Genomic DNA, 23460 nt, shown 5'->3' on the forward strand with positions numbered 1-23460 from the left:
GCTGTAGCTCAGTTGGATAGAGTACTTGGCTACGAACCAAGGGGTCGTGGGTTCGAATCCTGCCAGCCGCGCCACCTCAGAAGGGCCTTCCTCCGGGAAGGCCCTTTTTTCTTTTCCGCCCCCCCCTCTTTTGTTCGGCCACCGCCCGCTCGAGTCGGGTTGCCACTTCATGACATCGCCCGACGCGCTGCACACATGAAAACGGCGGCCCGTGGCCGCCGTCGCATCCCGCCGCAAACCACCGCGCGACGTCAGTAATCCTGCCGCTCGCGCTCGATGCGCATGCCGCCGTCGTGACGCGCATGCACGCTGTCGTCGGTCGAGCGCTCGCGCATGATCCGCATCACGTCCGGATTGGTCCGCACGCGCCGCATCACGTTCGCGAGATGCACGCGATCGCTGACCTGGATCACGAACCGCAGCACCGTCGATTCGTGCGTCAGATCCTCGTCCATCGCGATGTGAACGATGTTCGCGTCGGCCGACGTGATGTCCGCCGCGACGCGCGCGAAGATGCCCTTCGTGTTCTTCACGAGCGCCTTCACCGCGACGTCGAACAGACGACCCGGCTGCGGCGCCCACTCGACGTCGATCCAGCGGCCCGGATCGCGACGATGGATGCGCTGCGCGACCCGGCAATCGGTCGTATGAATCGCCATCCCGAGGCCGATGCCGATATAGCCCATGATCGCATCGCCCGGAATCGGCCGGCAGCACGCCGACAGTTGCACGGACATCCCTTCGGTGCCGGTGATCACGACCGGCGGCGCATTGTGCGCGGGATGCCGCTCGGACTTCGGCAGATCGTCGTCCGCATCGCGGCCGGTCATCAGCACCTCGATGCGCTTGGCCATCACCGCGGCGACGCGGCGGCCGAGGCCGATGTCCGCGAAGATTTCCTGGCGGCTCTTGTTGCCCGTCCACTGAACGAGCTTCTCCCACACCTCCGGCGCGACATCGGCGAGCGCGAGCCCGTAACCCTTCAGGCTCTGATCGACGAGCCGCTCGCCGAGCTGCACCGACTCGTTCAGGCGCATCGTCTTCAGGTAGTGACGAATCGCCGAACGCGCCTTGCCGGTGCGCACGAAACCGAGCCACGCGGGGTTCGGCTTCGAATACGGCGCGGTGATGACCTCGACGATGTCGCCGCTCTTCAGCTCGGTGCGCAGCGGCAGCAACTCGTTGTTGATCTTCACGGCCACGCACTGGTTGCCGAGATCGCTATGGATCGAATACGCGAAATCGAGCGCCGTCGCGCCGCGCGGCAACGCCATGATCTTCGACTTCGGCGTGAACACGTAGACCGCATCCGGGAACAGGTCGATCTTCACGTGCTCGAGGAATTCGCTCGAATCGCCGGCTTCGCTCTGGATGTCGAGCAGCGACTTCAGCCACTGATGCGCGCGCTTCTGCACGTCGTTCAGATCCGCGCCGCCGTTCTTGTACAGCCAGTGCGCGGCCACGCCGGCCTCGGCGATCTCGTGCATCTTGCGCGTGCGCACCTGGAACTCGATCGGCGCGCCGAACGGGCCGACGAGCGTCGTGTGCAGCGACTGATAGCCGTTGATCTTCGGGATCGCGATGTAGTCCTTGAACTTGCCGGGCACGGGCTTGTACAACGCGTGCAACGCACCGATGCATGTGTAGCAGTCGAGCGGACTCTCGACGACGACGCGAAAGCCGTATACGTCGAGCACCTGCGAGAACGATAGCTGCTTGTCGCGCATCTTGCGATAGATGCTGTAGATCGTCTTCTCGCGGCCGGTGATCTCCGCGTCGAGCTTCGCGTCGCTCATCGCGCGCTGAGCAGCCTCGAGGATCTTGCTGATCACTTCGCGGCGGTTGCCGCGCGCAGCCTTCACGGCCTTCTCGAGCGTCGCGTAGCGATGCGGGTTGAAGTTCGCGAAGCTCATGTCCTGCAGCTCGCGATACGTGTTGTTCAACCCGAGGCGGTGCGCGATCGGCGCGTAGATGTCGAGCGTCTCGCGTGCGACGCGCCGGCGCTTTTCCATCGGCACCGCGCCGAGCGTGCGCATGTTGTGCAGACGGTCGGCGAGCTTGACGAGGATGACCCGCACGTCGCGCGCCATCGCGAGCAGCATCTTGCGGAAGTTTTCCGCCTGCGCTTCCTCGCGGCTGCGGAACTCCATCTTGTCGAGCTTGGACAGGCCGTCGACCAGTTCGGCGACCTTCGGGCCGAACCGTTCGGCCAGTTCGCTCTTGGTCACGCCCTGGTCTTCCATCACGTCGTGCAGGAGCGCGGCCATCACCGCTTGCGCGTCGAGCTTCCAGCCGGCACAGATTTCCGCGACGGCGACGGGATGGGTGATGTAGGGTTCGCCGCTCTGGCGATATTGACCGAGGTGGGCTTCGTCACTGAAGTGGAACGCCGCCTTGACCTCTTTGATTTCTTCCGGAGGGAGATACTCGGCAAGCGCGGCCGTCAGTTTCGCGATCGAAACGACGCCGTGCTTGCGCGGCTGCTCCGGCGTGGCGGTCGGCCCGAACAGATGCCGGAAGGACTGTTCGAGGACCGCGTCGATGTACTGGCGCGCAGGCGACTGGGCCGTGGCTTCGGTGGTCGAATCCGCGGAGGCGGACGATGGGGTGGTGCTCATATTCGCCTCCAGGTCGAGTCGTTGCGCGCGTGGACTACATGGCTGGAACGGGCCGGATGCGCGTTACACCGGCACCTTCTTCAGCATCTCGACGCCGACCTGGCCGGCAGCGATCTCGCGCAGCGCGACGACGGTCGGCTTGTCGCGGCTCTCGATCTTCGGCGTATGGCCTTGCGCGAGCTGCCGCGCGCGGTAAGTGGCGGCGAGCGCCAGTTCGAAGCGGTTGGGGATTTGCTTCAGGCAGTCTTCGACGGTAATGCGAGCCATGTTGGTAATTCCTTCTGAATATAGTCCCTATTCTACCTTATGTCCCTCTACCCCCGCGTCATTCCGCGTGGGGCAAATGGATGCCGAGCTCGATGAACAGCTCGGTATGTCGCGCGTACTGCGAAGCAAAGCGCAGGCGCGTCGCCGCGACGATGCATTCGAGCTCGGCCAGTGCACGATCGAAATTTTCGTTGATCACCACGTATTCCGCTTCCGACGCGTGCGCCATCTCGCTGCCCGCGGCGAGCAGGCGTCGCGTGATCACGTTCGGCTCGTCCTGGCCGCGCTTCTTCAGACGTTCCTCGAGCGCGTCGAGCGACGGCGGCAGAATGAAGATGCCGACCGCGTTGCGGAACTGCTTCTTCACCTGCTGCGCGCCCTGCCAGTCGATCTCGAGCAGCACGTCGTGGCCGCTCATCATCTGCTCCTCGATCCAGACGCGCGACGTACCGTAGTAGTTGCCGTGCACTTCCGCGCTTTCGAGGAATTCGTGCGCGGCGTGGCGCGCGCGGAAATCCTCGACGGTCGTGAAGTGGTAGTGCTGGCCGTCCTGCTCGCCCGGGCGCGGCTTGCGCGTCGTGTACGAAATCGACAGGCAGATGTCGCTGTCCTTCGACAGCAGCGCGTTCACGAGCGTCGACTTGCCGGCGCCCGACGGCGCGATGACCATGAACAGGTTGCCGGGATAGACGCCGCCGTGCAGCGCATGCGACGCGTGGCCGTCGTGAGTGGGATGGGTCATGTTGCGTTACTCCAGGTTTTGCACTTGCTCACGCATCTGCTCGATCAACAGCTTGAGCGCCATCGATGCGTCGGCCAGTTCCTTCGCCGCCGCCTTCGAGCCGAGCGTGTTTGCTTCTCGATTCAGTTCTTGCATCATGAAGTCGAGACGCTTGCCGACGCGGCCGCCCTTCTCGATCACGTGACGCGTTTCGTTCAGGTGCGCGGTGAGTCGCGACAGCTCTTCCGCGATGTCGATCCGGATCCCGTACATCGTCACTTCCTGACGAATGCGTTCCGCGGCTTCCTCGCGCGTGACGATCGGCGCGCTGCCTTCGGGCGCCGCGATGCCGAGCGCCTCCTGCAGCCTCTCGACGATCTTCTGCTGATGCTTCGCGATCAGCTCCGGCACGAGCGGCGTGATGCGCGCGACGATCGCCTCCATCTCGGTGACGTTCGACAGCAGCATCGTCGCCAGCTGCGCGCCTTCGCGCGAACGCACGACGACGAGTTCACCGATCGCTTCCTTGCCGCACGCGAGCACCGCGTCGCGGATCGCTTCCGCCGACACGCCGCTCTCGGCGAGCACGCCTGGCCAGCGCAGGATCTCGCCCGCACGCAGGCGACCGACACCCGGGAACGAATCGAGCACCGAGCGCTCGAGCTCGGCAAGCTGGCCGAGCGCCGTCTGGTTCAGCGCACCGGCACCGATGCTCTGCTCGCCGCGCTGCAGGTTGATGCGCACGTCGACCTTGCCGCGCGACAGCTTGTTCATCAGCATTTCGCGCAGCGCGGGCTCGCACGCGCGCACGTCGTCCGGCATGCGGAAATTCAGGTCGAGGAAGCGCGAGTTCACGGTGCGCAGTTCGACCGACACGCTGGTGCCGCCGTTGCCGGTGCCCGTCGCGAGTTCGCGCGTCGCGCTCGCGTAGCCCGTCATGCTGTAGATCATGGTTCGTCTCGCCGTCTGGGTGCCCTTCTCGGGCGGGAATATGTCGAGGCGCCCGGCGCATTGCAAGGCGCGGGGCGGGAAGCGCGCATTATCCCATTTTTGCGCCCCACCCCGCCGGGCAACGCAGCCGTTCGGCGCTAAAATCGGGGTTTCCTCTTCCGTCCACGATTCCCCCATGACGTCTTCCCTGTCCCGCCCGAGCGGCCGCCGCGCCGACGAACTGCGCAAGGTCGCCCTCACGCGCCATTACACGAAACACGCCGAAGGCTCGGTACTCGTCGAATTCGGCGATACCAAGGTGATCTGCACCGCGAGCGTCGCCGAACGCGTGCCCGAATTCCTGCGCGATCGCGGCCAGGGCTGGCTGACGGCGGAATACGGGATGCTGCCGCGCGCGACGCACACGCGCAGCGACCGTGAAGCCGCGCGCGGCAAGCAGACGGGCCGCACGCAGGAAATTCAGCGCCTGATCGGCCGCGCGCTGCGCGCGGTGTTCGATCTCGAAGCGCTCGGCCCGCGCACGATCCACATCGACTGCGACGTGATCCAGGCCGACGGCGGCACGCGCACGGCCAGCATCACCGGCGCCTTCGTCGCCGCGCACGACGCCGTGTCGAAGCTGATCGCGGCCGGCAAGCTCGCGCGCTCGCCGATCACCGACCACGTCGCCGCGATCTCGGTCGGCGTGTACGAAGGCGCACCCGTGCTCGACCTCGACTACGCGGAAGATTCGCGCTGCGACACCGACATGAACGTCGTGATGACGGGCGCCGGCGGCTTCGTCGAAGTCCAGGGCACCGCCGAAGGCGTGCCGTTCTCGCGCGCCGAGATGAACGCGCTGCTCGACCTCGCGCAAAGCGGGATCGGCCAGCTCGTGCAGTTGCAGAAGGACGTGCTGGGCGCCGGCCATGTCTGACGATCGCACCCTCGCGCCGCTGTCGCGCATCGTGCTCGCGTCGAACAACGCCGGCAAGCTGCGCGAGTTCACCGCGCTGTTTTCGACGGTCGGCATCGAGATCGTGCCGCAGGGCGACCTGGCCGTGCCGGAGGCGGACGAGCCGTTCAGCACGTTCATCGAGAACGCGCTGACGAAAGCACGGCACGCGTCGCGGCTCACCGGCCTACCGGCGATCGCCGACGATTCGGGCCTGTGCGTGCGCGCGCTGCGCGGCGCACCGGGCGTCTATTCCGCACGCTACGCGCAGCGCGCGGGCGGCGACAAGGGCGACGCGGCGAACAATGCGTACCTCGTCGAGCAGCTGCGCGGCGTCGCCGACCGGCGCGCATACTATTGCTGCGTGCTCGCGCTGGTGCGCCACGCGGACGATCCCGAGCCGCTGTTCGCCGAAGGTCGCTGGGAAGGCGAGATCGTCGACACGCCGCGCGGCGAGCACGGATTCGGCTACGACCCGTATTTCCACCTGCCGTCGCTCGGCGCGACGGCGGCCGAACTCGAGCCGGCCGTGAAGAACACGCACAGCCATCGCGCGCTCGCGCTGAAGGCACTGCTCGCGCGGCTCGCGGAGGAACCGGCATGATCGTCTTCGTCACGCATTCGCAACCGGAGGCCGCATGAGCCAGGCGGCGGAAACCGGCGCGCGCGTCGTCGCGGCCTTCACGTCGCCCGGGCAGGTGCGGCTCACGTCGCTGCCGCCGCTCGCGCTGTACGTGCATTTTCCGTGGTGCGTGCGCAAGTGCCCGTACTGCGATTTCAACTCGCACGAGTGGAAGGGCGAGCGGTTTCCGGAAACCGAGTACCTCGACGCGCTGCGCGCCGATCTCGAACAGGCGCTGCCGCTCGTCTGGGGCCGGCAGGTGCATACGGTGTTCATCGGCGGCGGCACGCCGAGCCTGCTGTCCGCGGCCGGCCTCGACCGGCTGCTGTCCGACGTGCGCGCGCTGCTGCCGCTCGATGCCGACGCCGAGATCACGCTCGAGGCGAACCCGGGCACGTTCGAGGCCGCGAAGTTCGCGCAGTTTCGCGCGAGCGGCGTGAACCGCCTGTCCGTCGGCATCCAGAGCTTCAACGAAGGCCATCTGAAAGCGCTCGGCCGCATTCACGACACCGCGCAGGCGCGCGCGGCCGTCGAGATCGCCGCGAAGACGTTCGACAACTTCAACCTCGACCTGATGTTCGCGCTGCCGAACCAGACGCTCGACGAATGCCGGGCCGACATCGAGACCGCGCTGTCGTTCGCGCCGCCGCATCTGTCGCTGTATCACCTGACGCTCGAACCGAACACGCTGTTCGCGAAGTTTCCGCCCGTGGTACCCGACGACGACGCGTCGGCCGACATGCAGGAATGGATCCACGCGCGCACGGCCGAGGCCGGTTACGGCCGCTACGAAGTGTCCGCTTACGCGAAGCCGAATCATCAGTGCAAGCACAACCTGAACTACTGGCGCTTCGGCGACTATCTCGGGATCGGCGCGGGCGCGCACACGAAGCTGTCGTTCCCGAACCGGATCCTGCGGCAGGCACGCTACAAGCATCCGGCTACCTTCATCGAACAGGCGATGGCCGGCACGCCGGTGCAGGAAGAACGTGAAGTCGGCGCGCGCGACCTGCCGTTCGAGTTCATGCTGAACACGCTGCGGCTCGTCGAGGGCTTCCCCGTGCACAGCTTCGTCGAACGCACGGGTTTGCCGATCGGCACGATCGAGCAGGCACTCAAGGATGCGGAGCAGCGCGGACTGATCACGCGCGATTTTGCGCAGATCGCGCCGACGCCGCTTGGTCAACGGTTCCTCAACGACCTGCAGGAATTGTTCCTGCGCGACGATTGAGGCGGAACGAGGCGGCATTTCGGTTACAATGCCGCCTCGTGTGGAAGCGTGGCCGAGCGGTTTAAGGCACCGGTCTTGAAAACCGGCGACGGGAAACTGTCCGTGAGTTCGAATCTCACCGCTTCCGCCAGGAAGTTCGCCAAACCCCGTCCATTCATCGAATGACGGGGTTTTTGTTTGTTCGACGCGCGCCGCGCACGGTGCCCGCCCCGCGTGCCGACGCATCTCGCCCGATGCCGTTACAATCCGGCGCTCCGATTCGCGAAACGGGAAACCACGTCATGAAGTCCTTCATCGCCTCGTCGCTCGTCGCCCTGGCCGCCGTCGGCACGCACGCCGCGGCCGCCGATTCCGCCTCCGGCACCGACGCGCAAACGCCGTCATGCGCGATTGCGTACGTGAAGGGTGTCGGCGGCTCGCCGCGCAGCCTGCGCGAATATCTCGCGAGCCCGACGCCGTACAACTATCTGAAGGAAAACGAGATCCAGTGCAAGGTGTCGGATGACGGGCGCGCATCGAACTGCACCGGCGTGACCTATATCCGCAACGAACAGGTCAGCGTGTACGAGGATTCCGACCCGGCGACGCTGACGGTCGTCGCGCCGGTGGAACTCGAGCACGGCCAGAAGTATCCCGTGATCCTCGTGGTGCAGCGCAAGGACGCGCGCTGCACGCGGTAACGCGCGCCACGGCACGCCCGCCGTCCGCCGACGACGCGCGCGAGCCTCACGGGCCGGGCCGCCATCACCTAGAATTCGATCAGCACGGCGACACGACCGCCGCCGCGACTCGATGCCGCCCGCGCCATCCGTGCGTGCGGCCCAGGGAGACCGCCATGACCGAATTGTCGACAGCGACGGATCACGTCGATTACGAAGGCTTCGAGATCCATGTGGTGCCGGGCATCGCCCCGGGCAGCGACACGCGTTACACCTACACCGGCTATGTCTGCCATCCTGGCGCGAATCCCGCGCTGCCCGATCATGCGGTGCCCTTCCACGCGGACGGCGAGGAAAGCTTCGCGAGCGTCGACGAAGCGGTTCGGGAAGCCGTGCACATCGGCAAGAGCATCATCGACGGCACGCATCCGGACCTGTCCGTTCTGTCGCTCGTAACACACGGCTACTAAGCGGGCAGATCGGGCCACGCCCACCGCCACTGCGTGCGACGCGCGTGCGCATATCGCGCCCGCGCCGTCACATGTCACGTCACATCGGAACACATGCCGGTCGGCCCGCCGATCGCCATCATCCGCGAATCGCTACGTCGCGCTTCGCGCACTATGCGTTTCTCCCGATAACAGGTCGCGGCCGGACGCCTATCATTTTTTTATCGTCACCCTCCGGCAGTCCGCCATGTCTCATCTTCCCCACCCGGGCGCCAGCCGGCTGCGTGTTCCCTGGCTGGTCGCCGCCTCGTTGCTTGCCGCCTGCACGATCACGCCGCCGCCATCGCTGCGCTCGGTGCAGACGATCCCGTCCGTCATCCGCAACGCGAATCGCGACCAGTACCGCGTGGAAGTCGCGCGGTGCGTCACCGAGCACAATCCGTCCGGCGTCGCGCGCGGGACGCCGCAGGCGATGCTGCGCTCGCTCGTCGTCGTCGCGTTCACCGTCGATGGCAGCGGCCGCCTCGTCAACGCATCCGTTTATCGCAGCAACGGCGACAGCGAAGCGGAAGGGCTCGCGCTCGCGTCGCTGCGTCGCTCGGCGCCGCTGCCGCCACCACCGTCGAAACTGCTGGACGGCAATGGCCGGCTCGAGATGATGGAAGGCTGGCTGTTCAACGACGACGGACGTTTCCAGTTGCAAAGCACCGCATCCGCACAGGCGCAATCGCTCGACTGAGCCCGCGCCGGCCCGCGATTGCCGCTATGTCGCGGCGCTGGCTATAATTTTCCGCAATCGCGCGGCCACCCTCCCGCGCGCGTTCGCGCGCCGCACCCGGCATGCGAGCCGACCATGCCGGCACTGGGCGGCGGCGACCTATCCGTCTCCATCGTCGACCGGCGGGTGACGTCAGCGCCACGACGCGCGTTCACGCCGCTACCGCATCATCCGCCCGGCTGCGCTCTCCCGGCAGGCGTCCACCTGCCTGCCCGAGCGCACGCTCAGGCGAATGCCCCAACGACAAAACGGAGACATCCATGTCCGCATCTCCCCCGGCCGTTGCACACGCAACCGGTTCGGCCGGCGCCGTCAGCCACCGGCGCATCGTGTTCGCGAGCTTCATCGGCACCGCGATCGAGTTCTACGACTTCTACGTCTACGCGACTGCCGCCGCACTCGTCATCGGCCCCGTGTTCTTTCCGCACGGCTCCGCGACCGCACAGGCGCTGTCCGCATTCGTCACGTTCGGCATCGCATTCATCGCGCGGCCGATCGGCTCGTTCCTGTTCGGCCACTTCGGTGACCGCATCGGTCGCAAGTCGACGCTCGTCGCGTCGCTGCTCGTCATGGGCGTGTCCACCACCGCGATCGGCTTCGTGCCCGGCTACGACAAGATCGGCACACTCGCGCCGGTGCTGCTGTGCGTGCTGCGCTTCGGCCAGGGGATCGGCCTCGGCGGCGAATGGGGCGGCGCGGCGCTGCTCGCGACCGAGCACGCGCCGCAAGGCAAGCGCGGCTGGTTCGGGATGTTCCCGCAGCTGGGCCCGTCGGTGGGCTTCCTGATGTCGAACGGGCTGTTCTTCGCACTCGCGCTGTCGCTGTCCGACGAACAATTCCGCAGCTGGGGCTGGCGCATCCCGTTCCTCGTCAGCGCGGTGCTCGTCGCGCTCGGCCTGTACGTGCGGCTGAAGATCACCGAGACGCCGGCGTTCCAGGCCGCACTCGACCGCAACGAACGCGTGCGCGTGCCGGTCGCGACGCTCGTCTCGCAACATTGGCGCCCAACATTGCTCGGCGCACTCGCGATGGTGGTCTGCTACACGCTGTTCTATATCTCGACGGTGTTCTCGCTGTCGTATGGCGTGTCGACGCTGCACATTCCGCGTCAGAGCTTCCTCGGCCTGTTGTGCTTCGCTGTCGTGTTCATGGGGCTCGCCACGCCGCTGTCGGCGTGGGCGTCGGATCGCTTCGGCCGCAAGCCGGTGCTGGTCGTCGGCGCGATCGCCGCACTGCTGTCCGGCTTCGCGATGGAGCCGCTGCTCGGCAGCGGCTCGATGCCGCTCGTCGCGTTGTTCCTGACGCTCGAGCTGTTCCTGATGGGCGTGACGTTCGCGCCGATGGGCGCGCTGCTGCCCGAGTTGTTCCCGACCAACGTCCGCTATACGGGCGCGGGCGTCGCGTACAACCTCGGCGGGATCCTCGGCGCGTCGATCGCGCCGTACATCGCGCAGTTGCTCGCCGCGCGCGGCGGCCTGTCGTGGGTCGGCGGCTACGTGTCGGTCGCGGCAGCGATCAGCCTGATCGGCGTGCTGCTGATGCGCGAAACCCGCGACGCATCGCTCGTCTGAGCCTCAGGGGCGCCTCGGGTTGTGTGGCGGGCGGCGCTGACTATACTCGATCCGGGGGCGCCGTCGCGCGCCCCCGGATCCTCGAAGGAGCCGCCGCGATGAACATCCGCCTCGACAACGCCGACCTCGTCCTGATCCTGGCGCTCGCGCTGGGTGGCGCCCTGCTGCTCGCGGCACGCTTCCGGCCGAAAACCTGGCGCGGCCTCCTGTTCGAGGCGCTGCTCGCCAACCTGGCCGCCGTCGCCGCGGTGCTCACGGTCGAAGCACTGCTCGCCTGAACCGGCCGGCCCCGTTTCCGCGGCGCCCATTCACGACGATAGCGGCCCTGTGCAGGCCCTAGGCCGTCAGCCGCTCGCGCTGGGCGCCGTAGGCCGACCCGACCGCATCGATCGCATCGAGTGCCTGCGCCACCGACGGCGGCGCGCCGGGCTCGCCGATCGACAGTGCATTCGGTGCGCCGCCGATGCCGCAATGGTGGCGCGAGGTCGCGACGAAAATCATCACGGTCGGCCGCTGCAGCGCATGCGCCATGTGCACGAACCCGGTATCGACCCCCACCACGAGCGCAGCCCGGCCGATGGCCGCGCCCAGTTCGCGCACCGACATCGCGGGCAGCACGACCGCGCCCGGCGCGCGCGCGGCGATGTCCTGCGCGTCGTCGTGCTCGGCGGCCGATCCCCACGGCAACAACACGCGCACGCCACGCGCCATCATCCGGGTGGCTAGCGCGGCCCAGTCGTCGGCCGGCCATTTCTTGTCCGGATTGGACGTCGCGTGGAACAGCAGCATGAACGGCGCGCCGTCGGTCACGGCGGGCGGCAGGCTCGCATCCTGCGGCGGGACGATTCCGTACTCGGCGATGCCTTCGGGGACATAGCCGAGCGCCTCGCCGGCGCTCACGCGCATCCCGTGCCACGCGTCGCAATCCGGCCGCGGGCCGAAGCGATGCGAGTACGCGAAACGGGCGCCCGTCTCGCCAAGATCCTGCGTCTGGTAGCCGACACGGCGTGCGGCGCGCGCGAGTGCCGAGATGATCGCGCTCTTGTAGACGCCGTGCAGATCGATGACGGCATCGTAGCGGTGCGCGCGCAGCGCGCCGATCGACGCGGAGATCGCCTTCAGGTCACCGCCGTTGCGGAGCTTCTTGAACCGCCGCAGCGGCGCGCAGAGCACGTTGCTTACGCCCGGGTGCCAGCGCACGACCTCCGCGCACGATTCATCCACGGCCCAATCGACCCTCACGCCCGGGAAGGCGCGATGGAGGTCCGCGACGACGGGCAGCGTCTGGACGACGTCGCCGAGCGACGTCACTTTCACGATGAGGATGCGTTTCACGTTCGTTATGAGGAATGGCTGGCCATTTCGCCATGCTATCGACGCTTGCGGTGCGCGGATATTACACCGACATTACATTTGCAACAAAATGCGACGCATTTGTGAATATTTGTCGAGCCCCGCCGCATCGGGTTCTTTTTATAATGCGTTCTTTGCCCTCCCGGCCCGCCGCCGATGCAACGCCCCGCCCTTCCTGCCCTGTTCCCTGCCCTCACCCGCCGCTCGCTGCGGATCTGGCGCCAGTACGGCGTGTTCTGGCTCGGCGCGATCGCCGTCGGCCTCGCGGCCGTGCTGTACGCGCGGCTGATCGACTGGGGCTACGACACCTTCCGCACGATGCGCGACCACGCCGCGTGGCTGCCGCTGCTGCTGACGCCGTCGATCGCCGCCGCGTCGGCATGGCTCACGCGCCGCTTCTTCCGCGGCGCGGAGGGCAGCGGGATCCCGCAAGTCATTGCGACACTGCACGCGAGCCCGAGCGCATTCGGTGCGCGGCTGCTGACGCTGCGCATCCTGTTCGGCAAGGTCCTGATCTCGTTCCTGGGAATCCTCGGCGGCTTCACGATCGGCCGCGAAGGCCCGACCGTGCAGGTCGGCGCGGCGCTGATGTTCAACCTGCGGCGCTTCTACCCGCGCTCGAACGCGCAGATCGAACGGCAACTGGTGCTCGCCGGCGCGGCGGCCGGCCTGTCGGCGGCATTCAATACGCCGCTCGCCGGGATCGTGTTCGCGATCGAGGAGCTGACCCGCAGTTTCTCCGCCCGCGCAAGCGGCGTGCTCATCACCGCGATCATCCTCGCCGGTGTCGTCGCATTGGGACTGAACGGCAACTACACGTACTTCGGCACGATCGACGCCGGCCAGCATTTTCCGAAGATGCTTGCCGTCGCCGTGCTCGTCACCGCGATCGTGACGGGCATCGCGGGCGGTCTTTTCAGCTGGCTGCTGCTCAATACGGGCCGCTGGCTGCCCGCGCGCCTGCTCGGCCTGTATCGCGAGCGCCCGATCGCGTTCGCGGCGCTGTGCGGCTTCGTGATCGCGGTCGTCGGCCTCGTGTCGGGCGGGACGACGTTCGGCAGCGGCTATGCCGAGGCACGCGGCCTGCTCGACGGCCATGAACGGCTGTCGGTGCTGTATCCGTTCCTGAAGATGGTGTCGATGGTCGCGTCGTACCTGCCCGGCATCCCGGGCGGGATCTTCGCGCCTTCGCTGTCGATCGGCGCCGGGTTCGGCAACCTGCTGCACATCGTGTTCGGCAACATGAGCCTGCCGATGCTGATCGCGCTCGCGATGGTCGGCTACCTCGCGGCGGTCACGCAGTCGCCGATCACGTCGTTCGTGATCGTGATGGAGATGATCAACGGTCACGCGCTCGTGATTTCGCTGATGGCGACCGCGCTGGTATCGAGCCGCATGGCGCGCTTCTTCGCACCGCCCCTCTACGAAACGCTCGCCGAGCGCTATCTCGCGCCGCCCGCGGCCACCGCGGAACCCGCCGCGGCACCGGCGGCTGCGGCCGCGGTCGTCGAGCCGCAGGATGCGGCCGCCGCGCCCGCCGATCCGCTCGACACGCTGCGCGAGCAGGACGGTGGCGAGCCGGAGGCCCCAGTGGCCGCCAACGTCGCCACGCACACGCCGGCGACGTCGCACGAGCCCGGCCCGTCCGCATCCGGTGCGAGCGGCCCGGCGCCGGCGGACCCGCGTGACCCTCAGTAGATCACCACCGGCGCCGGCCGATAGTAGACGGGCCGGGCCGGCACGACGATACAGCCGGCGAGCGTGATCGCGACGAGCGCGATGGCAATGGCGGTTCGTTTCATCGCATGCCCCCGTCAGGCCCAGTGGCCGCGGGTCCAGAACCAGTTCGGGCCGCGCTGATCCCAGTGGCCCGGCACCCAGTGCATGCCGATGCGCTCGGTTTCCCAGTGGCCGCCGATCCAGACGTAGCGGCCATGGTCCCAGTGCCAGTGCCCGCGCTCCCACACATAGCCGACGCGCGCGTCGGGCACGACTTCGTAGCGCACGGGCGGCGGCGCGTTCGGCGCGACGACGACGATTTCCTCGACGGGCGCGGCCACCGGTTCGGCGACGACCATCCGGCCCGACTGCACCATTACCGGGGCACCGACGAGGATTTCGTCCGCGCGCGCGGCGAGCGGCGCGGCGATGGCTGACAGGCCCGCGGCGAACAGCGCGAGCGAAACGATACGACGTCGAACGGTAGAGACAGCCATGACAACCTCCTGATTAACAAATGACGCGAGCGTATTCGTTCAATGCGGGAGGTCGACCAACGGCCGACAGACGCCGTGTTACGGCGAGCCCGAAAGTGCAACAGGGCGTAAGACGCGCACGACGGCATGCGCCGCCGTGCGGGGGGACATGCAAGCGTCAGGCTTGCGGGATCTCGATCTTCACTTCGAGGACCTCGAGATCGTCCTGGCGCTCGAGGCTCACGCGGATGTCATCGTTCGAAATATGGACGTACTTCGAGATGACCGCGACCAGCTCCTTCTGCAGCGCCGGCAGGTAATCGGCCGGCGGCCGGCCGCCAACCCGCTCGTGCGCGATGATGAGCTGAAGGCGCTCCTTCGCGACCGATGCGGACTTCTTCTTCTCGCCGAGGAGAAACGAAAGGATGGACATGGGCGGCCTCCGTTACTTGCTGCCGAAGAGGCGCTGCAGCAGGCCCGGCTTCTGATAATCGGTGAAGCGCAGCGGCTTGTCCTCGCCGAGGAAGCGAGCGACGACGTCCTTGTACGCTTCGGCAACGTCGGTACCGTCGATATGCACCGCCGGCAGACCCTGGTTCGATGCGTGCAGCACGGCTTCCGATTCCGGAACCACGCCGATCAGCTTGATGCGCAGGATCTCGCTGATGTCCTCGAGGGACAGCATTTCGCCTTCGCTCACGCGCTTCGGGCTGTAGCGCGTGATCAGCAGGTGTTCCTTGATCGGATCCTTGCCCTCGGTCGCGCGCTTCGTCTTCGACGACAGGATGCCGAGAATGCGGTCCGAGTCGCGCACCGACGACACTTCCGGGTTCGTGACGATCAGCGCTTCGTCCGCGAAGTACATCGCGTGCAGCGCGCCCGCCTCGATACCGGCCGGCGAATCGCAGACGATGTATTCGAAGTCCATCGCGACCAGGTCGTTCAGCACCTTCTCGACGCCGTCACGCGTGAGCGCATCCTTGTCGCGCGTCTGCGACGCCGGCAGGATGAACAGGTTCTCGCACTTCTTGTCCTTGATCAGCGCCTGGTTCAGGTTCGCTTCGCCCTGGATCACGTTGACGAGGTCATACACCACGCGACGCTCGCAGCCCATGATGAGATCGAGGTTGCGCAGGCCGACGTCGAAGTCGATCACGGCCGTCTTGTGGCCGCGCAGTGCGATACCGGACGCAAAGCTCGCGCTCGTCGTCGTCTTGCCCACGCCGCCCTTGCCCGAGGTCACCACGATGATTTTTGCCATTTACCCAATACCCTGTGTTCGTCAATGAGAGCCGATCGATCCGGCGTGCGCCGCGTGAATCACGTCAGGCGCAGCGGTTCGATCATCAGTTTTTCCTCTTCGAGCCGGATCTGCACCGATTTGCCCAGTATGTCGGCGGGCAACGGGTTCTCGGTCGTTCGATAGATACCCGCGATCGAAATCAGTTCCGGCTCCAGACACGTGCAGAAAATGCGCGCGTCGTGATTACCGTGCACGCCCGCCAGTGCGCGGCCGCGCAACGGCGCGTAGATGTGGATGTTGCCTTCCGCGATGATCTCGGCGCCGTGACTGACCGGCGCAAGCACCACGAGGTCCCCTTTCGCGTAAATCTGCTGTCCCGAACGCAGCGGCCGATCGATCACCAGCGTCTGGCCGCCCGCCGGAATCGGCGTCGGGCCAGGCTCCGGCGCCGGTTCGGCCGCCACGGCAGCCGCCGCGGCAACGACAGGCGCCGGCTCCGCTTCCTCGGCCGGCTTCGCGGTCGACACGCGGCGGTCGCGCGCCTCGAGCAGCGGCAGGCCGGCTTCCCCCGCCCAACCCTGCGTGGCGAGCGCCACGACGCCCACCGGGCGCATCCGCACGTCGTTCAGCATCTGGCGGATGTCGGCAAGCGCGACGCGTTCGCCGTCCGCGAGGCGGCGAACGTCGATCACGACGACATCATCGGCGAAAAACTCGGGAGTCGCTTCGAAGCGCTTGACCAGTTCGGTACGCAACGCATCGAGATCGGTCGTCTTCACGGTGAACAGCAACGTATCGACCGATCCGCTGCGCAGCTCGAAGAATGGCGATTTTTTAAGCGACATGGACACTCTGCAAAAAATTTTTGCGTATTTTACAGGCGTCCACGCGTGCGGCCATTATTTTTGGGGAACCGGGCGGCGACGGTCGCGGCGAGCGCGCAACCGGCAAGCCGGTAGTCGGACGGGCGGCCGGGCCTTCATCGCACCGTGCGGCCCGCGCATTCATGCGTCAGGGCGTGTTGAAGTGCGACACGAACAACGACTTCATCGCGCCGGGCATCCGCGCGATCGGCGCATGCTCGCCCGTGTTGGCGAAACCCGCGCGTTCGTAGAAACGAATCGCGTTACGGTTCGCATCGGCGATCCATGCGTAGACGTCCTGCGCACCGCGTTCGGCCAGCCACGCGGTGGCCGTTTCGAGCAACAGCACGCCGCCGCGCAGGTGGCGGACCGCGTGCGCGACCCACAGCTCGCTGACGAACGCGCGCCGCTCGGGCGTGTTGTCGAAATACGCGCCAATCATGCCGGCCGGATGACCTTCGGTATACAGCAGGAAAGTCGTCGACTCGTCGGACGCGGCGCGCAGCGCGGCGACGGCCGCCGCCGCGTCGGAATCGACGTTCAGCAATTCGGCCTCCGGCGCTTCACCGGGCGCGTAGGGCTCGCGCAGCGATGCGGCGCGGAGTTCGCGATACACGCGGCCTTGGTCGGCAGCGATACGACGAACGGTCAAGGTCGAACTCATGCAGGCACAGCCCCCTTCGGACAGCAAGCTATTAGCTTCAACCGAAAGCGGGGCATGAGTCAAATCGTAATTTTCAAACGGCAGCGCCGATCGAAAGGCAACAGATGTCGCGCACACGCCGGTGTGCAGGTGCAGCATCGATGCGTCGACGCGCGGCAACGCATGAAACCCGAACTGCGGGACCGGAAGTGTCGCCTCGCTCGCCTTGTCATGCATGGCACGCATGCGGCGAGCGTCCGGCATTTCATCATCGATGCCGTAATGATTCGTTACATGTGTATGCAAAAGAACCGCGCAGCCGGGCGACGTCGCGCCAGACCTGCTGCATCGCAACATTCGTTGCGGACTTCGCCGATGGATGCACGTATGCGTCACGCCAGGCATTCATCTGACAAGAACGCCGGTCGCGCCAGCGGATCGGCCCAAGACTGCGTGTTTCAATCACCCCGTGCCGGCCCTTCCCGACCGTCGTCATGCACGGCCCACCGTTTGGAGTTGCGCGCCTAGCGCCAGGGTTTGGAAAGCGTGCGTGACGGTCGTATAACTGGCACAACCGGACGACCGATCCGGTGCCGCGGACCCGCGACGATTCGAACGACGACAAACGCGTCACTCGGCCGCTGCTCCCGCACACGCGGGAGCCGGCCCCACAAGGAGGGAGACAATGGCAATGACCGACACATCGGCCTCGGGCTGGTCGGATGGCAAACGTTATCTATGGCTGCTCGGCGCGGTGACGATCACGCTGCCCATCCTCTCGGCCCAGCTCGCACTGTCGACGGGCCTTCACGTGTTCTGGTGGTTTGGCCCGCTGTTCGCGTTCGGCGTGATCCCGGTCCTCGACACCCTGATTGGCGACGATCGCGACAATCCGCCCGAAGCCGCCGTCCCGCACCTCGAACGCGAGCGCTACTACCGCTACATCGTCTATCTCGCGACACTGGTCGAATACATCGCGTTCTTCATGTGCGTATGGATCGTCGGTACGCATGCGCTCGCGTGGTACGACTACGTCGGCTTCGCGCTGTCGCTCGGCGCCGCGACGGGCATCTCGATCAACACCGCGCACGAACTCGGGCACAAGACCAACCGCTTCGAGCGCTGGCTCGCGAAAGTCACGCTCGCGCCGGTCGCGTACGGGCACTTCTTCGTCGAACACAATCGCGGCCATCACGTGCGCGTCGCGACGGCCGAGGATCCGGCGAGCGCGCGCTACGGCGAATCGTTCTGGGCATTCCTGCCGCGCACCGTGACGGGCAGCATCCGCTCGGCGTGGCGGCTCGAGACGACGCGCCTCGAGCGCCTCGGGCATTCGCCGTGGACCTGGCGCAACGAGGTGCTGCACGCGTGGGCGATGACCGTCGTCGTGTGGGGCATCGCGATCGCGATGGCCGGCAAGGTCGTGATTCCGTTCCTCGTGATCCAGGCCGTGTACGGCGCGTCGCTGCTCGAAGTCGTCAACTACGTCGAACACTACGGGCTCGGCCGCCGCAAGCTGCCGAGCGGCCGCTACGAACGCTGCACGCCGCAGCATTCGTGGAACAGCAATCACGTCGTCACGAACCTGTTCCTGTATCAGTTGCAGCGGCACGCCGACCATCACGCGAACCCGACGCGCTCGTACCAGGCGCTGCGCCACTTCGACGACTCGCCGCAACTGCCGGCCGGCTATGCGACGATGATCCTGTTCGCGTACGTGCCGCCGCTCTGGTTTCGCGTGATGAATCCGCGTGTCGTCGCGCACTATGGCGGCAACATGGCGCAGTCGAACATCAAGCCGTCAATCCGCGCTCGCGTGCTCGCGCAGTATTCGACCGCGGCCTGATACGCGACGGTGTGGTCCGTTCGCGATCGGCAATATCGTCACGCGGCCTGCGGCAGCCTGAACACGGCGACCGCGTGTCGCAGCGCGCTCGCCTGCTCGGCCAGCGCCTGCGTCGCGGCAGACGCCTGTTCGACCAGCGCCGCGTTGCGCTGCGTCGCCTCGTCCATCTGCGTGACCGCGACGTTCACCTGCTGGATGCCGCCGCTCTGCTCCTGCGATGCCGACGAGATCTCGCCGACGATCGACGTGACTCGCTGAACCGCGCCGACGATCTCGTGGATCGATTCGCCCGCGCGGCCGATCAACACCGCGCCCTCGTCGACCCGCCGCGTCGATTGCTCGATCAGCACTTTGATCTCCTTCGCGGCGGCCGCGCTGCGCTGCGCGAGCATGCGTACTTCCGACGCGACGACCGCGAAGCCGCGCCCCTGCTCGCCCGCGCGCGCCGCCTCGACGGCCGCGTTCAGCGCGAGGATGTTGGTCTGGAACGCAATGCCGTCGATGACCGCGATGATCTCGCCGACCTTCGCCGCGCTGGCGGCAATCCCGCTCATCGTGTCGACGGCGTCGGACATCACGCCACCGCCGGCGGACGCAATGTCCGATGCGTCCCGCGCCAGCTGCGCCGCGTGCTGCGCGTGTTCGGCCGACTGGCGCACGATGCCCGTCAGTTCGGTCATGCTGGCGGCGGTTTCCTCGAGCGACGCAGCTTGCGCCTCGGTTCGCGACGACAGGTCGTGATTGCCCGCCGCGATCTGCGCGCTCGCGGACGCGACCGCTTCGGCGTGCGTCCGTACCTCGAGCACGACGCCCGACAGGCTTGCCTGCATCGTCCGCAACGCGCGCAGCAGATCGGCGATCTCGTCGCGACCGACCGCATCGACGTGGCGCGTCAGGTCGCCGTCGGCCACCGCCTGCGCACAGGCGACGGCGCGATCGAGCGGCCGCAGGATCGCGCGGCTGAACAGGTACGCACCGATCATCGCGATGCCGAGCACGATCAGCATCAGCACGACGCTCGCCGCGGTGGCGTGGCTCGCATCGCGGCTCGCTTGCGCTGACACGGCGGCGCTCTCGTCGGCAATCGCCTTCGCCGCGCGCTCGAGCAGCGCGGCGGGTGCACGGTCGACGCCCGCGACGGCCGCATCCCCGGCCGTCGGCTCGAAGCCAGCGGCCTTGAATGCGTCGAACCCGCGCCGGTAGCCGTCACCCATCGCCGCATGCGCGCGCATGAACTGCTCGACGAGCGTGCGGCTCTCGCCGGGCGGCAACTGGTTCACGAGCTGCGCGGCGAGCGTATCGACCGTGCGCTCGCGCGTCTGGAATGCCTGCCAGTACTTGTCGAGCTTGTCGGGCTGCTTGCCGCGCAGCAGTGTGTCCTTCCATTCCTGGACCTGCAGCTTGAACTGCACGAGTGTCGCCGACACGAGCCGCTCGTCGGCGACCCGGGTCTGCACGTCGTTCGCGAACGTATCGATCGAGCGATTGAGAATGCGGATGCCGTACAGCGCGCCGCAGAACATCAGCAGCAGCGCAATGGCGAATGCGAAGGGAATCTTGTAGCTCAGCTTCATTGGACCTTGAATCGACGGGAAACGGCGACGATGCAAAAGACGCTTGCCGCCGCCCTCTGTTAACGGCACGCGAAGCCAAGGCTGAAGCAGGACATCGACAGCGGGAATCCGGTGCACCGGCCGCGAGGAAGACGGCGATCCGGCGACAGTGAGAACCGGGCCGCCTGCAAGCGAGGGAGCATTGCGACTCTGGCGTCGCGCGATCAGGTCGGGCTTGCCGCGTGCGGTCCGGCCGCCTCGATCGCGTGTCGACCGGCCATCCAGCGCCGTACTGCGGCGATCGACAGCGCGCCGCACACGATCCCGGCGATCGCGTCGGCGAGATAGTGACCGCCCTGCGTCGGCGTCGGCGTCGACGCGATCATCACCGCATTCAGCACGATCGCAGCCGGAAACACGTAGCGAACATGCCGCACCGCATACGCGAACAGCAGCGCCAGCATCACGTGAAACGACGGCAACGACACGAGCCCCTGCGCGTCGGCCAGATTCAGTTGACGGAGCTGCCCGCTGCGCAACAGGTCGTAGTGCGTCACCGTCGATGCGGTGCCCGGGTCGGTGATGCCGAAATGGATGAATGCGCTGGCGGCGGGGAGCGGCACGGAGACGAGCACGACCACGATCACCGCGAACATGAACTGCGCGATGAACTCGGCAAGATCGTCGACGCGGCGGACCGCCGCGAGGATGAACGGCACCGCAAACAGTTGCGGCATGCCGCTGCGATAGGCGAGGTCGAGCATACGGTGCAGGCCGGCGTGCGCCGTCACCCATCGGTACAGGTCCGGCCAATGGAAACCGAGCATCGCATCGAAGCGAACGAGATGGTTTTCGATCGACGGCGGGGCGATCGCCACGCAAAGATAGTCGAGCACGGCGACGGCCGCGCTGAGCGTTGCGAGCAGTGCCACGCTCAGTAGCGCGAATGCGAATTCGCGACAGCGCAGCGTTCGCGTGATGTCGCGATAGCGGCGCACACGAGACAGCACGGCAAGGAACGCGCTTGCGGCGAACCCGAGCGCGACGTGCTGCGCGAACTCGACGATGCTGCCAGGATTCACGACCCAATCCGCGTGCATGACGCACAGGCCGGCGGCAAGCACCGTCAGCAATACCGCGCCGGTCAGCATCCCCCAGATTCGCGTGCTCGCTCTCATCGTGGCTTTTGTGTGGTTCGTGTGGCCGGCCCGCACGCCTGCGCGCTATCGTACACCGCCATCGACGCAGCGTTCACTCACGCGCGACCCAAACGAAAAACCCCGCGATCCTTTCGGATCACGGGGCTTCGTATTTTGGCGGAGAGGGTGGGATTCGAACCCACGGTACGGGGAAACCGTACGCCTGATTTCGAGTCAGGTACATTCGACCACTCTGCCACCTCTCCTTCCTTGCTGCTTCATTCCCGGTTGGTCGTGTCCGGGAAAGAAAAGATTATAGAACGATCTCTTTGAAACTCACAAGCCCTTTTTGCAAATTTTTTTCGGGCCTTCGAAGACCGATCGCGGAGCGATCTCACGACGCCTGCACAGGTGCTTCGATTCGCTCCATGCCGCCCATGTACGGACGCAGTGCCTCCGGCACCGTGACCGAACCGTCGGCATTCTGGTAGTTCTCCAGCACGGCGACGAGCGTGCGGCCGACCGCGAGGCCGGAACCGTTCAGCGTATGCACGAGTTCCGGCTTGCCCTGCGCGTTGCGGAAACGTGCCTGCATGCGGCGCGCCTGGAACGCCTCGGTGTTCGAGCAGCTCGAGATCTCGCGATAGGTGTTCTGCGCGGGCAGCCACACTTCGAGGTCGAACGTCTTCGCAGCCGAGAAGCCCATGTCGCCCGTGCAAAGCGTGATCACGCGGTACGGCAGGCCAAGCTTCTGCAGGATCGCTTCCGCGTGGCCGACCATCTCGTCGAGTGCCGCGTAAGAAGTGTCCGGCGCGACCACCTGCACCATCTCGACCTTGTCGAACTGGTGCTGACGGATCATGCCGCGCGTGTCGCGGCCGTACGAACCGGCTTCCGAACGGAAGCACGGCGAATGCGCGGTCAGCTTGATCGGCAGCGCGGCGCCTTCGACGATCGATTCGCGCACGGTGTTCGTCAGCGAAATCTCGGACGTGGAGATCAGGTACTGCGTGATCGTGTTTTCGGCGCCGCCCTTCTCGACGCGGAACATGTCGTCGGCGAACTTCGGCAGCTGGCCCGTGCCGTAAAGGATTTCGGGGTTCACGATGTACGGCGTGTACGTCTCGCTGTAGCCGTGCTGCAGCGTGTGCGTGTCGATCATGAACTGTGCGAGCGCGCGGTGCAGCCGTGCGATCGAGCCGCGCAGCATCGTGAAACGCGCACCGGCGAGCTTCGCGCCGGTTTCGAAATCGAGGCCGAGCGGCGTGCCGACGTCGACGTGATCCTTCACCTCGAAGTCGAACTCGCGCGGCGTGCCCCAGCGGCGCACCTCGACGTTGTCGGCCTCGTCCTTGCCGACCGGCACGCTTTCGTGCGCGATGTTCGGCATGCCCAGCATCAGGTCGGACAGGCGCGCCTGAATCTCGCCGAGCTTGGCCTCCGACGCTTTCATCTCGTCGCCGATCCCGCCGACTTCGGCCATGACGGCCGACGTGTCCTCGCCCTTCCCCTTCATCGCGCCGATCTGCTTCGACAGGCTGTTACGGCGCGCCTGGAGCTCTTCGGTACGGGTCTGGATCGCACGGCGTTCCGCTTCGAGCGCGGAGAACGCGGCGACGTCGAGGGTGTAGCCGCGATCGGCGAGGCGCTTCGCGACGCCGTCGAGGTCTTTGCGCAGCAACTGGATGTCGAGCATGGGAGGACTTGGAAAATCGTTGTGTAAGACCGGAATTCTAACGCACCGCAGGGCCGCCACGGCACTGGCCGGATGGACAGTGCCGCAAACGCGCGACGGGCGCAGGCATGTCGCTTCGCCGGCTGCGC

At 66.6% G+C, this 23460-nt stretch carries 23 protein-coding genes and 2 tRNA genes; 11 read left to right on the forward strand and 14 right to left on the reverse strand.

Going from position 1 to position 23460, the window contains the following annotated elements; genetic code table 11:
• Nucleotides 1–251: 251 nt before the first annotated feature.
• From BTE28158_RS16475 to BTE28158_RS16490, 4 genes are all read right to left on the reverse strand, one after another.
• Nucleotides 252–2618, reverse strand: coding sequence for a RelA/SpoT family protein (locus BTE28158_RS16475; protein WP_151050521.1), 2367 nt, complete (start codon nt 2616–2618; stop codon nt 252–254).
• A 63-nt stretch (nt 2619–2681) separates the two neighbouring features.
• Nucleotides 2682–2885: a DNA-directed RNA polymerase subunit omega gene (rpoZ, locus tag BTE28158_RS16480; protein ID WP_006025620.1), complete on the reverse strand. Its 204-nt coding sequence runs from the start codon at nt 2883–2885 to the stop codon at nt 2682–2684.
• Between the two features lie 58 nt (nt 2886–2943).
• On the reverse strand, nt 2944–3627 hold the full coding sequence (gene gmk / locus BTE28158_RS16485; RefSeq protein ID WP_059598968.1) for a guanylate kinase: 684 nt from the start codon (nt 3625–3627) through the stop codon (nt 2944–2946).
• Between the two features lie 6 nt (nt 3628–3633).
• The gene (locus BTE28158_RS16490) at nt 3634–4557 is read right to left on the reverse strand and encodes a YicC/YloC family endoribonuclease (RefSeq protein ID WP_151050519.1); all 924 of its coding nucleotides are present in this window, start codon (nt 4555–4557) and stop codon (nt 3634–3636) included.
• Nucleotides 4558–4732: 175 nt separating this feature from the next.
• On the opposite strand from BTE28158_RS16490, the gene rph reads away from it, so the two are divergent.
• From rph to BTE28158_RS16535, 9 genes are all read left to right on the forward strand, one after another.
• On the forward strand, nt 4733–5473 hold the full coding sequence (rph, locus tag BTE28158_RS16495; RefSeq protein WP_059530129.1) for a ribonuclease PH: 741 nt from the start codon (nt 4733–4735) through the stop codon (nt 5471–5473).
• Nucleotides 5466–6095: an RdgB/HAM1 family non-canonical purine NTP pyrophosphatase gene (rdgB, locus tag BTE28158_RS16500; protein ID WP_151050517.1), complete on the forward strand. Its 630-nt coding sequence runs from the start codon at nt 5466–5468 to the stop codon at nt 6093–6095. Before rph ends, rdgB begins: the two co-directional genes overlap by 8 nt.
• A 34-nt stretch (nt 6096–6129) precedes the next feature.
• Nucleotides 6130–7344: a radical SAM family heme chaperone HemW gene (gene hemW / locus BTE28158_RS16505; RefSeq protein ID WP_124904361.1), complete on the forward strand. Its 1215-nt coding sequence runs from the start codon at nt 6130–6132 to the stop codon at nt 7342–7344.
• Nucleotides 7345–7386: 42 nt separating this feature from the next.
• Nucleotides 7387–7474: transfer RNA gene (locus tag BTE28158_RS16510), tRNA-Ser, on the forward strand.
• Nucleotides 7475–7625: 151 nt separating this feature from the next.
• Nucleotides 7626–8024, forward strand: coding sequence for a hypothetical protein (locus BTE28158_RS16515; protein WP_151050516.1), 399 nt, complete (start codon nt 7626–7628; stop codon nt 8022–8024).
• 155 nt (nt 8025–8179) lie between these two features.
• Complete coding sequence (locus BTE28158_RS16520) at nt 8180–8473, forward strand: hypothetical protein (RefSeq protein ID WP_124623503.1); 294 nt, start codon at nt 8180–8182, stop codon at nt 8471–8473.
• 226 nt (nt 8474–8699) lie between these two features.
• The gene (locus BTE28158_RS16525) at nt 8700–9191 is read left to right on the forward strand and encodes an energy transducer TonB family protein (RefSeq protein ID WP_151050514.1); all 492 of its coding nucleotides are present in this window, start codon (nt 8700–8702) and stop codon (nt 9189–9191) included.
• Nucleotides 9192–9490: 299 nt separating this feature from the next.
• On the forward strand, nt 9491–10801 hold the full coding sequence (locus BTE28158_RS16530) for an MFS transporter (RefSeq protein ID WP_151050512.1): 1311 nt from the start codon (nt 9491–9493) through the stop codon (nt 10799–10801).
• Nucleotides 10802–10899: 98 nt separating this feature from the next.
• The gene (locus BTE28158_RS16535; RefSeq protein WP_059605294.1) at nt 10900–11079 is read left to right on the forward strand and encodes a hypothetical protein; all 180 of its coding nucleotides are present in this window, start codon (nt 10900–10902) and stop codon (nt 11077–11079) included.
• A gap of 58 nt (nt 11080–11137) precedes the next feature.
• On the opposite strand, the gene waaC is transcribed toward BTE28158_RS16535, so the two are convergent.
• Entirely contained in the window at nt 11138–12136 is a 999-nt protein-coding gene (gene waaC / locus BTE28158_RS16540; RefSeq protein ID WP_151050510.1) for a lipopolysaccharide heptosyltransferase I, read from the reverse strand.
• A 174-nt stretch (nt 12137–12310) separates the two neighbouring features.
• Here waaC and BTE28158_RS16545 point away from each other — a divergent pair, with 174 nt between their 5' ends.
• Nucleotides 12311–13852 carry a chloride channel protein gene (locus tag BTE28158_RS16545; RefSeq protein WP_174919963.1) on the forward strand — a complete coding sequence of 514 codons (1542 nt, stop codon included), beginning with the start codon at nt 12311–12313 and terminating at the stop codon, nt 13850–13852.
• Between the two features lie 116 nt (nt 13853–13968).
• On the opposite strand, the gene BTE28158_RS16550 is transcribed toward BTE28158_RS16545, so the two are convergent.
• The 5 genes from BTE28158_RS16550 to BTE28158_RS16570 all read right to left on the reverse strand — a co-directional run bounded on the left by BTE28158_RS16550 (nt 13969) and on the right by BTE28158_RS16570 (nt 17257).
• On the reverse strand, nt 13969–14370 hold the full coding sequence (locus tag BTE28158_RS16550) for a YXWGXW repeat-containing protein (RefSeq protein WP_151051002.1): 402 nt from the start codon (nt 14368–14370) through the stop codon (nt 13969–13971).
• A gap of 157 nt (nt 14371–14527) precedes the next feature.
• Nucleotides 14528–14782 (reverse strand): cell division topological specificity factor MinE, encoded by a 255-nt coding sequence (minE, locus tag BTE28158_RS16555; RefSeq protein ID WP_006486661.1) that lies wholly within the window; start codon nt 14780–14782, stop codon nt 14528–14530.
• 12 nt (nt 14783–14794) lie between these two features.
• A complete protein-coding gene (gene minD / locus BTE28158_RS16560) occupies nt 14795–15610 on the reverse strand; it encodes a septum site-determining protein MinD (protein ID WP_034182973.1) in 816 nt (271 codons plus the stop codon).
• Nucleotides 15611–15669: 59 nt separating this feature from the next.
• Nucleotides 15670–16437 (reverse strand): septum site-determining protein MinC, encoded by a 768-nt coding sequence (minC, locus tag BTE28158_RS16565; protein ID WP_151051000.1) that lies wholly within the window; start codon nt 16435–16437, stop codon nt 15670–15672.
• 166 nt (nt 16438–16603) lie between these two features.
• On the reverse strand, nt 16604–17257 hold the full coding sequence (locus BTE28158_RS16570) for a GNAT family N-acetyltransferase (protein ID WP_226114236.1): 654 nt from the start codon (nt 17255–17257) through the stop codon (nt 16604–16606).
• Between the two features lie 526 nt (nt 17258–17783).
• On the opposite strand from BTE28158_RS16570, the gene BTE28158_RS16575 reads away from it, so the two are divergent.
• Nucleotides 17784–18944 (forward strand): alkane 1-monooxygenase, encoded by a 1161-nt coding sequence (locus BTE28158_RS16575; RefSeq protein ID WP_151050998.1) that lies wholly within the window; start codon nt 17784–17786, stop codon nt 18942–18944.
• 38 nt (nt 18945–18982) lie between these two features.
• Here BTE28158_RS16575 and BTE28158_RS16580 read toward each other — a convergent pair whose 3' ends face one another.
• From BTE28158_RS16580 to serS, 4 genes are all read right to left on the reverse strand, one after another.
• The gene (locus tag BTE28158_RS16580; RefSeq protein WP_151050996.1) at nt 18983–20518 is read right to left on the reverse strand and encodes a methyl-accepting chemotaxis protein; all 1536 of its coding nucleotides are present in this window, start codon (nt 20516–20518) and stop codon (nt 18983–18985) included.
• 203 nt (nt 20519–20721) lie between these two features.
• A complete protein-coding gene (locus BTE28158_RS16585) occupies nt 20722–21675 on the reverse strand; it encodes a phosphatase PAP2 family protein (protein ID WP_239007107.1) in 954 nt (317 codons plus the stop codon).
• Between the two features lie 136 nt (nt 21676–21811).
• Nucleotides 21812–21902 (reverse strand) — tRNA-Ser (locus BTE28158_RS16590).
• 128 nt (nt 21903–22030) lie between these two features.
• Nucleotides 22031–23332, reverse strand: a complete 1302-nt coding sequence (gene serS / locus BTE28158_RS16595) for a serine--tRNA ligase (protein WP_124623528.1) — start codon at nt 23330–23332, stop codon at nt 22031–22033.
• Nucleotides 23333–23460: the final 128 nt, after the last annotated feature.

It is taken from the genome of Burkholderia diffusa (assembly GCF_902499115.1).
Classification (GTDB): Bacteria; Pseudomonadota; Gammaproteobacteria; order Burkholderiales; family Burkholderiaceae; genus Burkholderia; species Burkholderia diffusa.

Bases quoted from the DNA above. Each gene is read 5' to 3' on its own strand.
- BTE28158_RS16545 (WP_174919963.1), top strand. From the start codon at position 12,311: ATGCAACGCCCCGCCCTTCCTGCCCTGTTCCCTGCCCTCACCCGCCGC.
- BTE28158_RS16515 (WP_151050516.1), top strand. From the start codon at position 7,626: ATGAAGTCCTTCATCGCCTCGTCGCTCGTCGCCCTGGCCGCCGTCGGC.
- BTE28158_RS16575 (WP_151050998.1), top strand. From the start codon at position 17,784: ATGGCAATGACCGACACATCGGCCTCGGGCTGGTCGGATGGCAAACGT.
- rdgB (WP_151050517.1), top strand. From the start codon at position 5,466: ATGTCTGACGATCGCACCCTCGCGCCGCTGTCGCGCATCGTGCTCGCG.
- BTE28158_RS16490 (WP_151050519.1), bottom strand. From the start codon at position 4,557: ATGATCTACAGCATGACGGGCTACGCGAGCGCGACGCGCGAACTCGCG.
- BTE28158_RS16530 (WP_151050512.1), top strand. From the start codon at position 9,491: ATGTCCGCATCTCCCCCGGCCGTTGCACACGCAACCGGTTCGGCCGGC.
- BTE28158_RS16580 (WP_151050996.1), bottom strand. From the start codon at position 20,518: ATGAAGCTGAGCTACAAGATTCCCTTCGCATTCGCCATTGCGCTGCTG.
- rph (WP_059530129.1), top strand. From the start codon at position 4,733: ATGACGTCTTCCCTGTCCCGCCCGAGCGGCCGCCGCGCCGACGAACTG.
- hemW (WP_124904361.1), top strand. From the start codon at position 6,130: ATGAGCCAGGCGGCGGAAACCGGCGCGCGCGTCGTCGCGGCCTTCACG.
- BTE28158_RS16535 (WP_059605294.1), top strand. From the start codon at position 10,900: ATGAACATCCGCCTCGACAACGCCGACCTCGTCCTGATCCTGGCGCTC.
- BTE28158_RS16525 (WP_151050514.1), top strand. From the start codon at position 8,700: ATGTCTCATCTTCCCCACCCGGGCGCCAGCCGGCTGCGTGTTCCCTGG.
- BTE28158_RS16585 (WP_239007107.1), bottom strand. From the start codon at position 21,675: ATGAGAGCGAGCACGCGAATCTGGGGGATGCTGACCGGCGCGGTATTG.
- minE (WP_006486661.1), bottom strand. From the start codon at position 14,782: ATGTCCATCCTTTCGTTTCTCCTCGGCGAGAAGAAGAAGTCCGCATCG.
- minD (WP_034182973.1), bottom strand. From the start codon at position 15,610: ATGGCAAAAATCATCGTGGTGACCTCGGGCAAGGGCGGCGTGGGCAAG.
- BTE28158_RS16520 (WP_124623503.1), top strand. From the start codon at position 8,180: ATGACCGAATTGTCGACAGCGACGGATCACGTCGATTACGAAGGCTTC.
- rpoZ (WP_006025620.1), bottom strand. From the start codon at position 2,885: ATGGCTCGCATTACCGTCGAAGACTGCCTGAAGCAAATCCCCAACCGC.
- BTE28158_RS16570 (WP_226114236.1), bottom strand. From the start codon at position 17,257: ATGCTGCACCTGCACACCGGCGTGTGCGCGACATCTGTTGCCTTTCGA.
- BTE28158_RS16475 (WP_151050521.1), bottom strand. From the start codon at position 2,618: ATGAGCACCACCCCATCGTCCGCCTCCGCGGATTCGACCACCGAAGCC.
- minC (WP_151051000.1), bottom strand. From the start codon at position 16,437: ATGTCGCTTAAAAAATCGCCATTCTTCGAGCTGCGCAGCGGATCGGTC.
- gmk (WP_059598968.1), bottom strand. From the start codon at position 3,627: ATGACCCATCCCACTCACGACGGCCACGCGTCGCATGCGCTGCACGGC.
- serS (WP_124623528.1), bottom strand. From the start codon at position 23,332: ATGCTCGACATCCAGTTGCTGCGCAAAGACCTCGACGGCGTCGCGAAG.
- BTE28158_RS16550 (WP_151051002.1), bottom strand. From the start codon at position 14,370: ATGGCTGTCTCTACCGTTCGACGTCGTATCGTTTCGCTCGCGCTGTTC.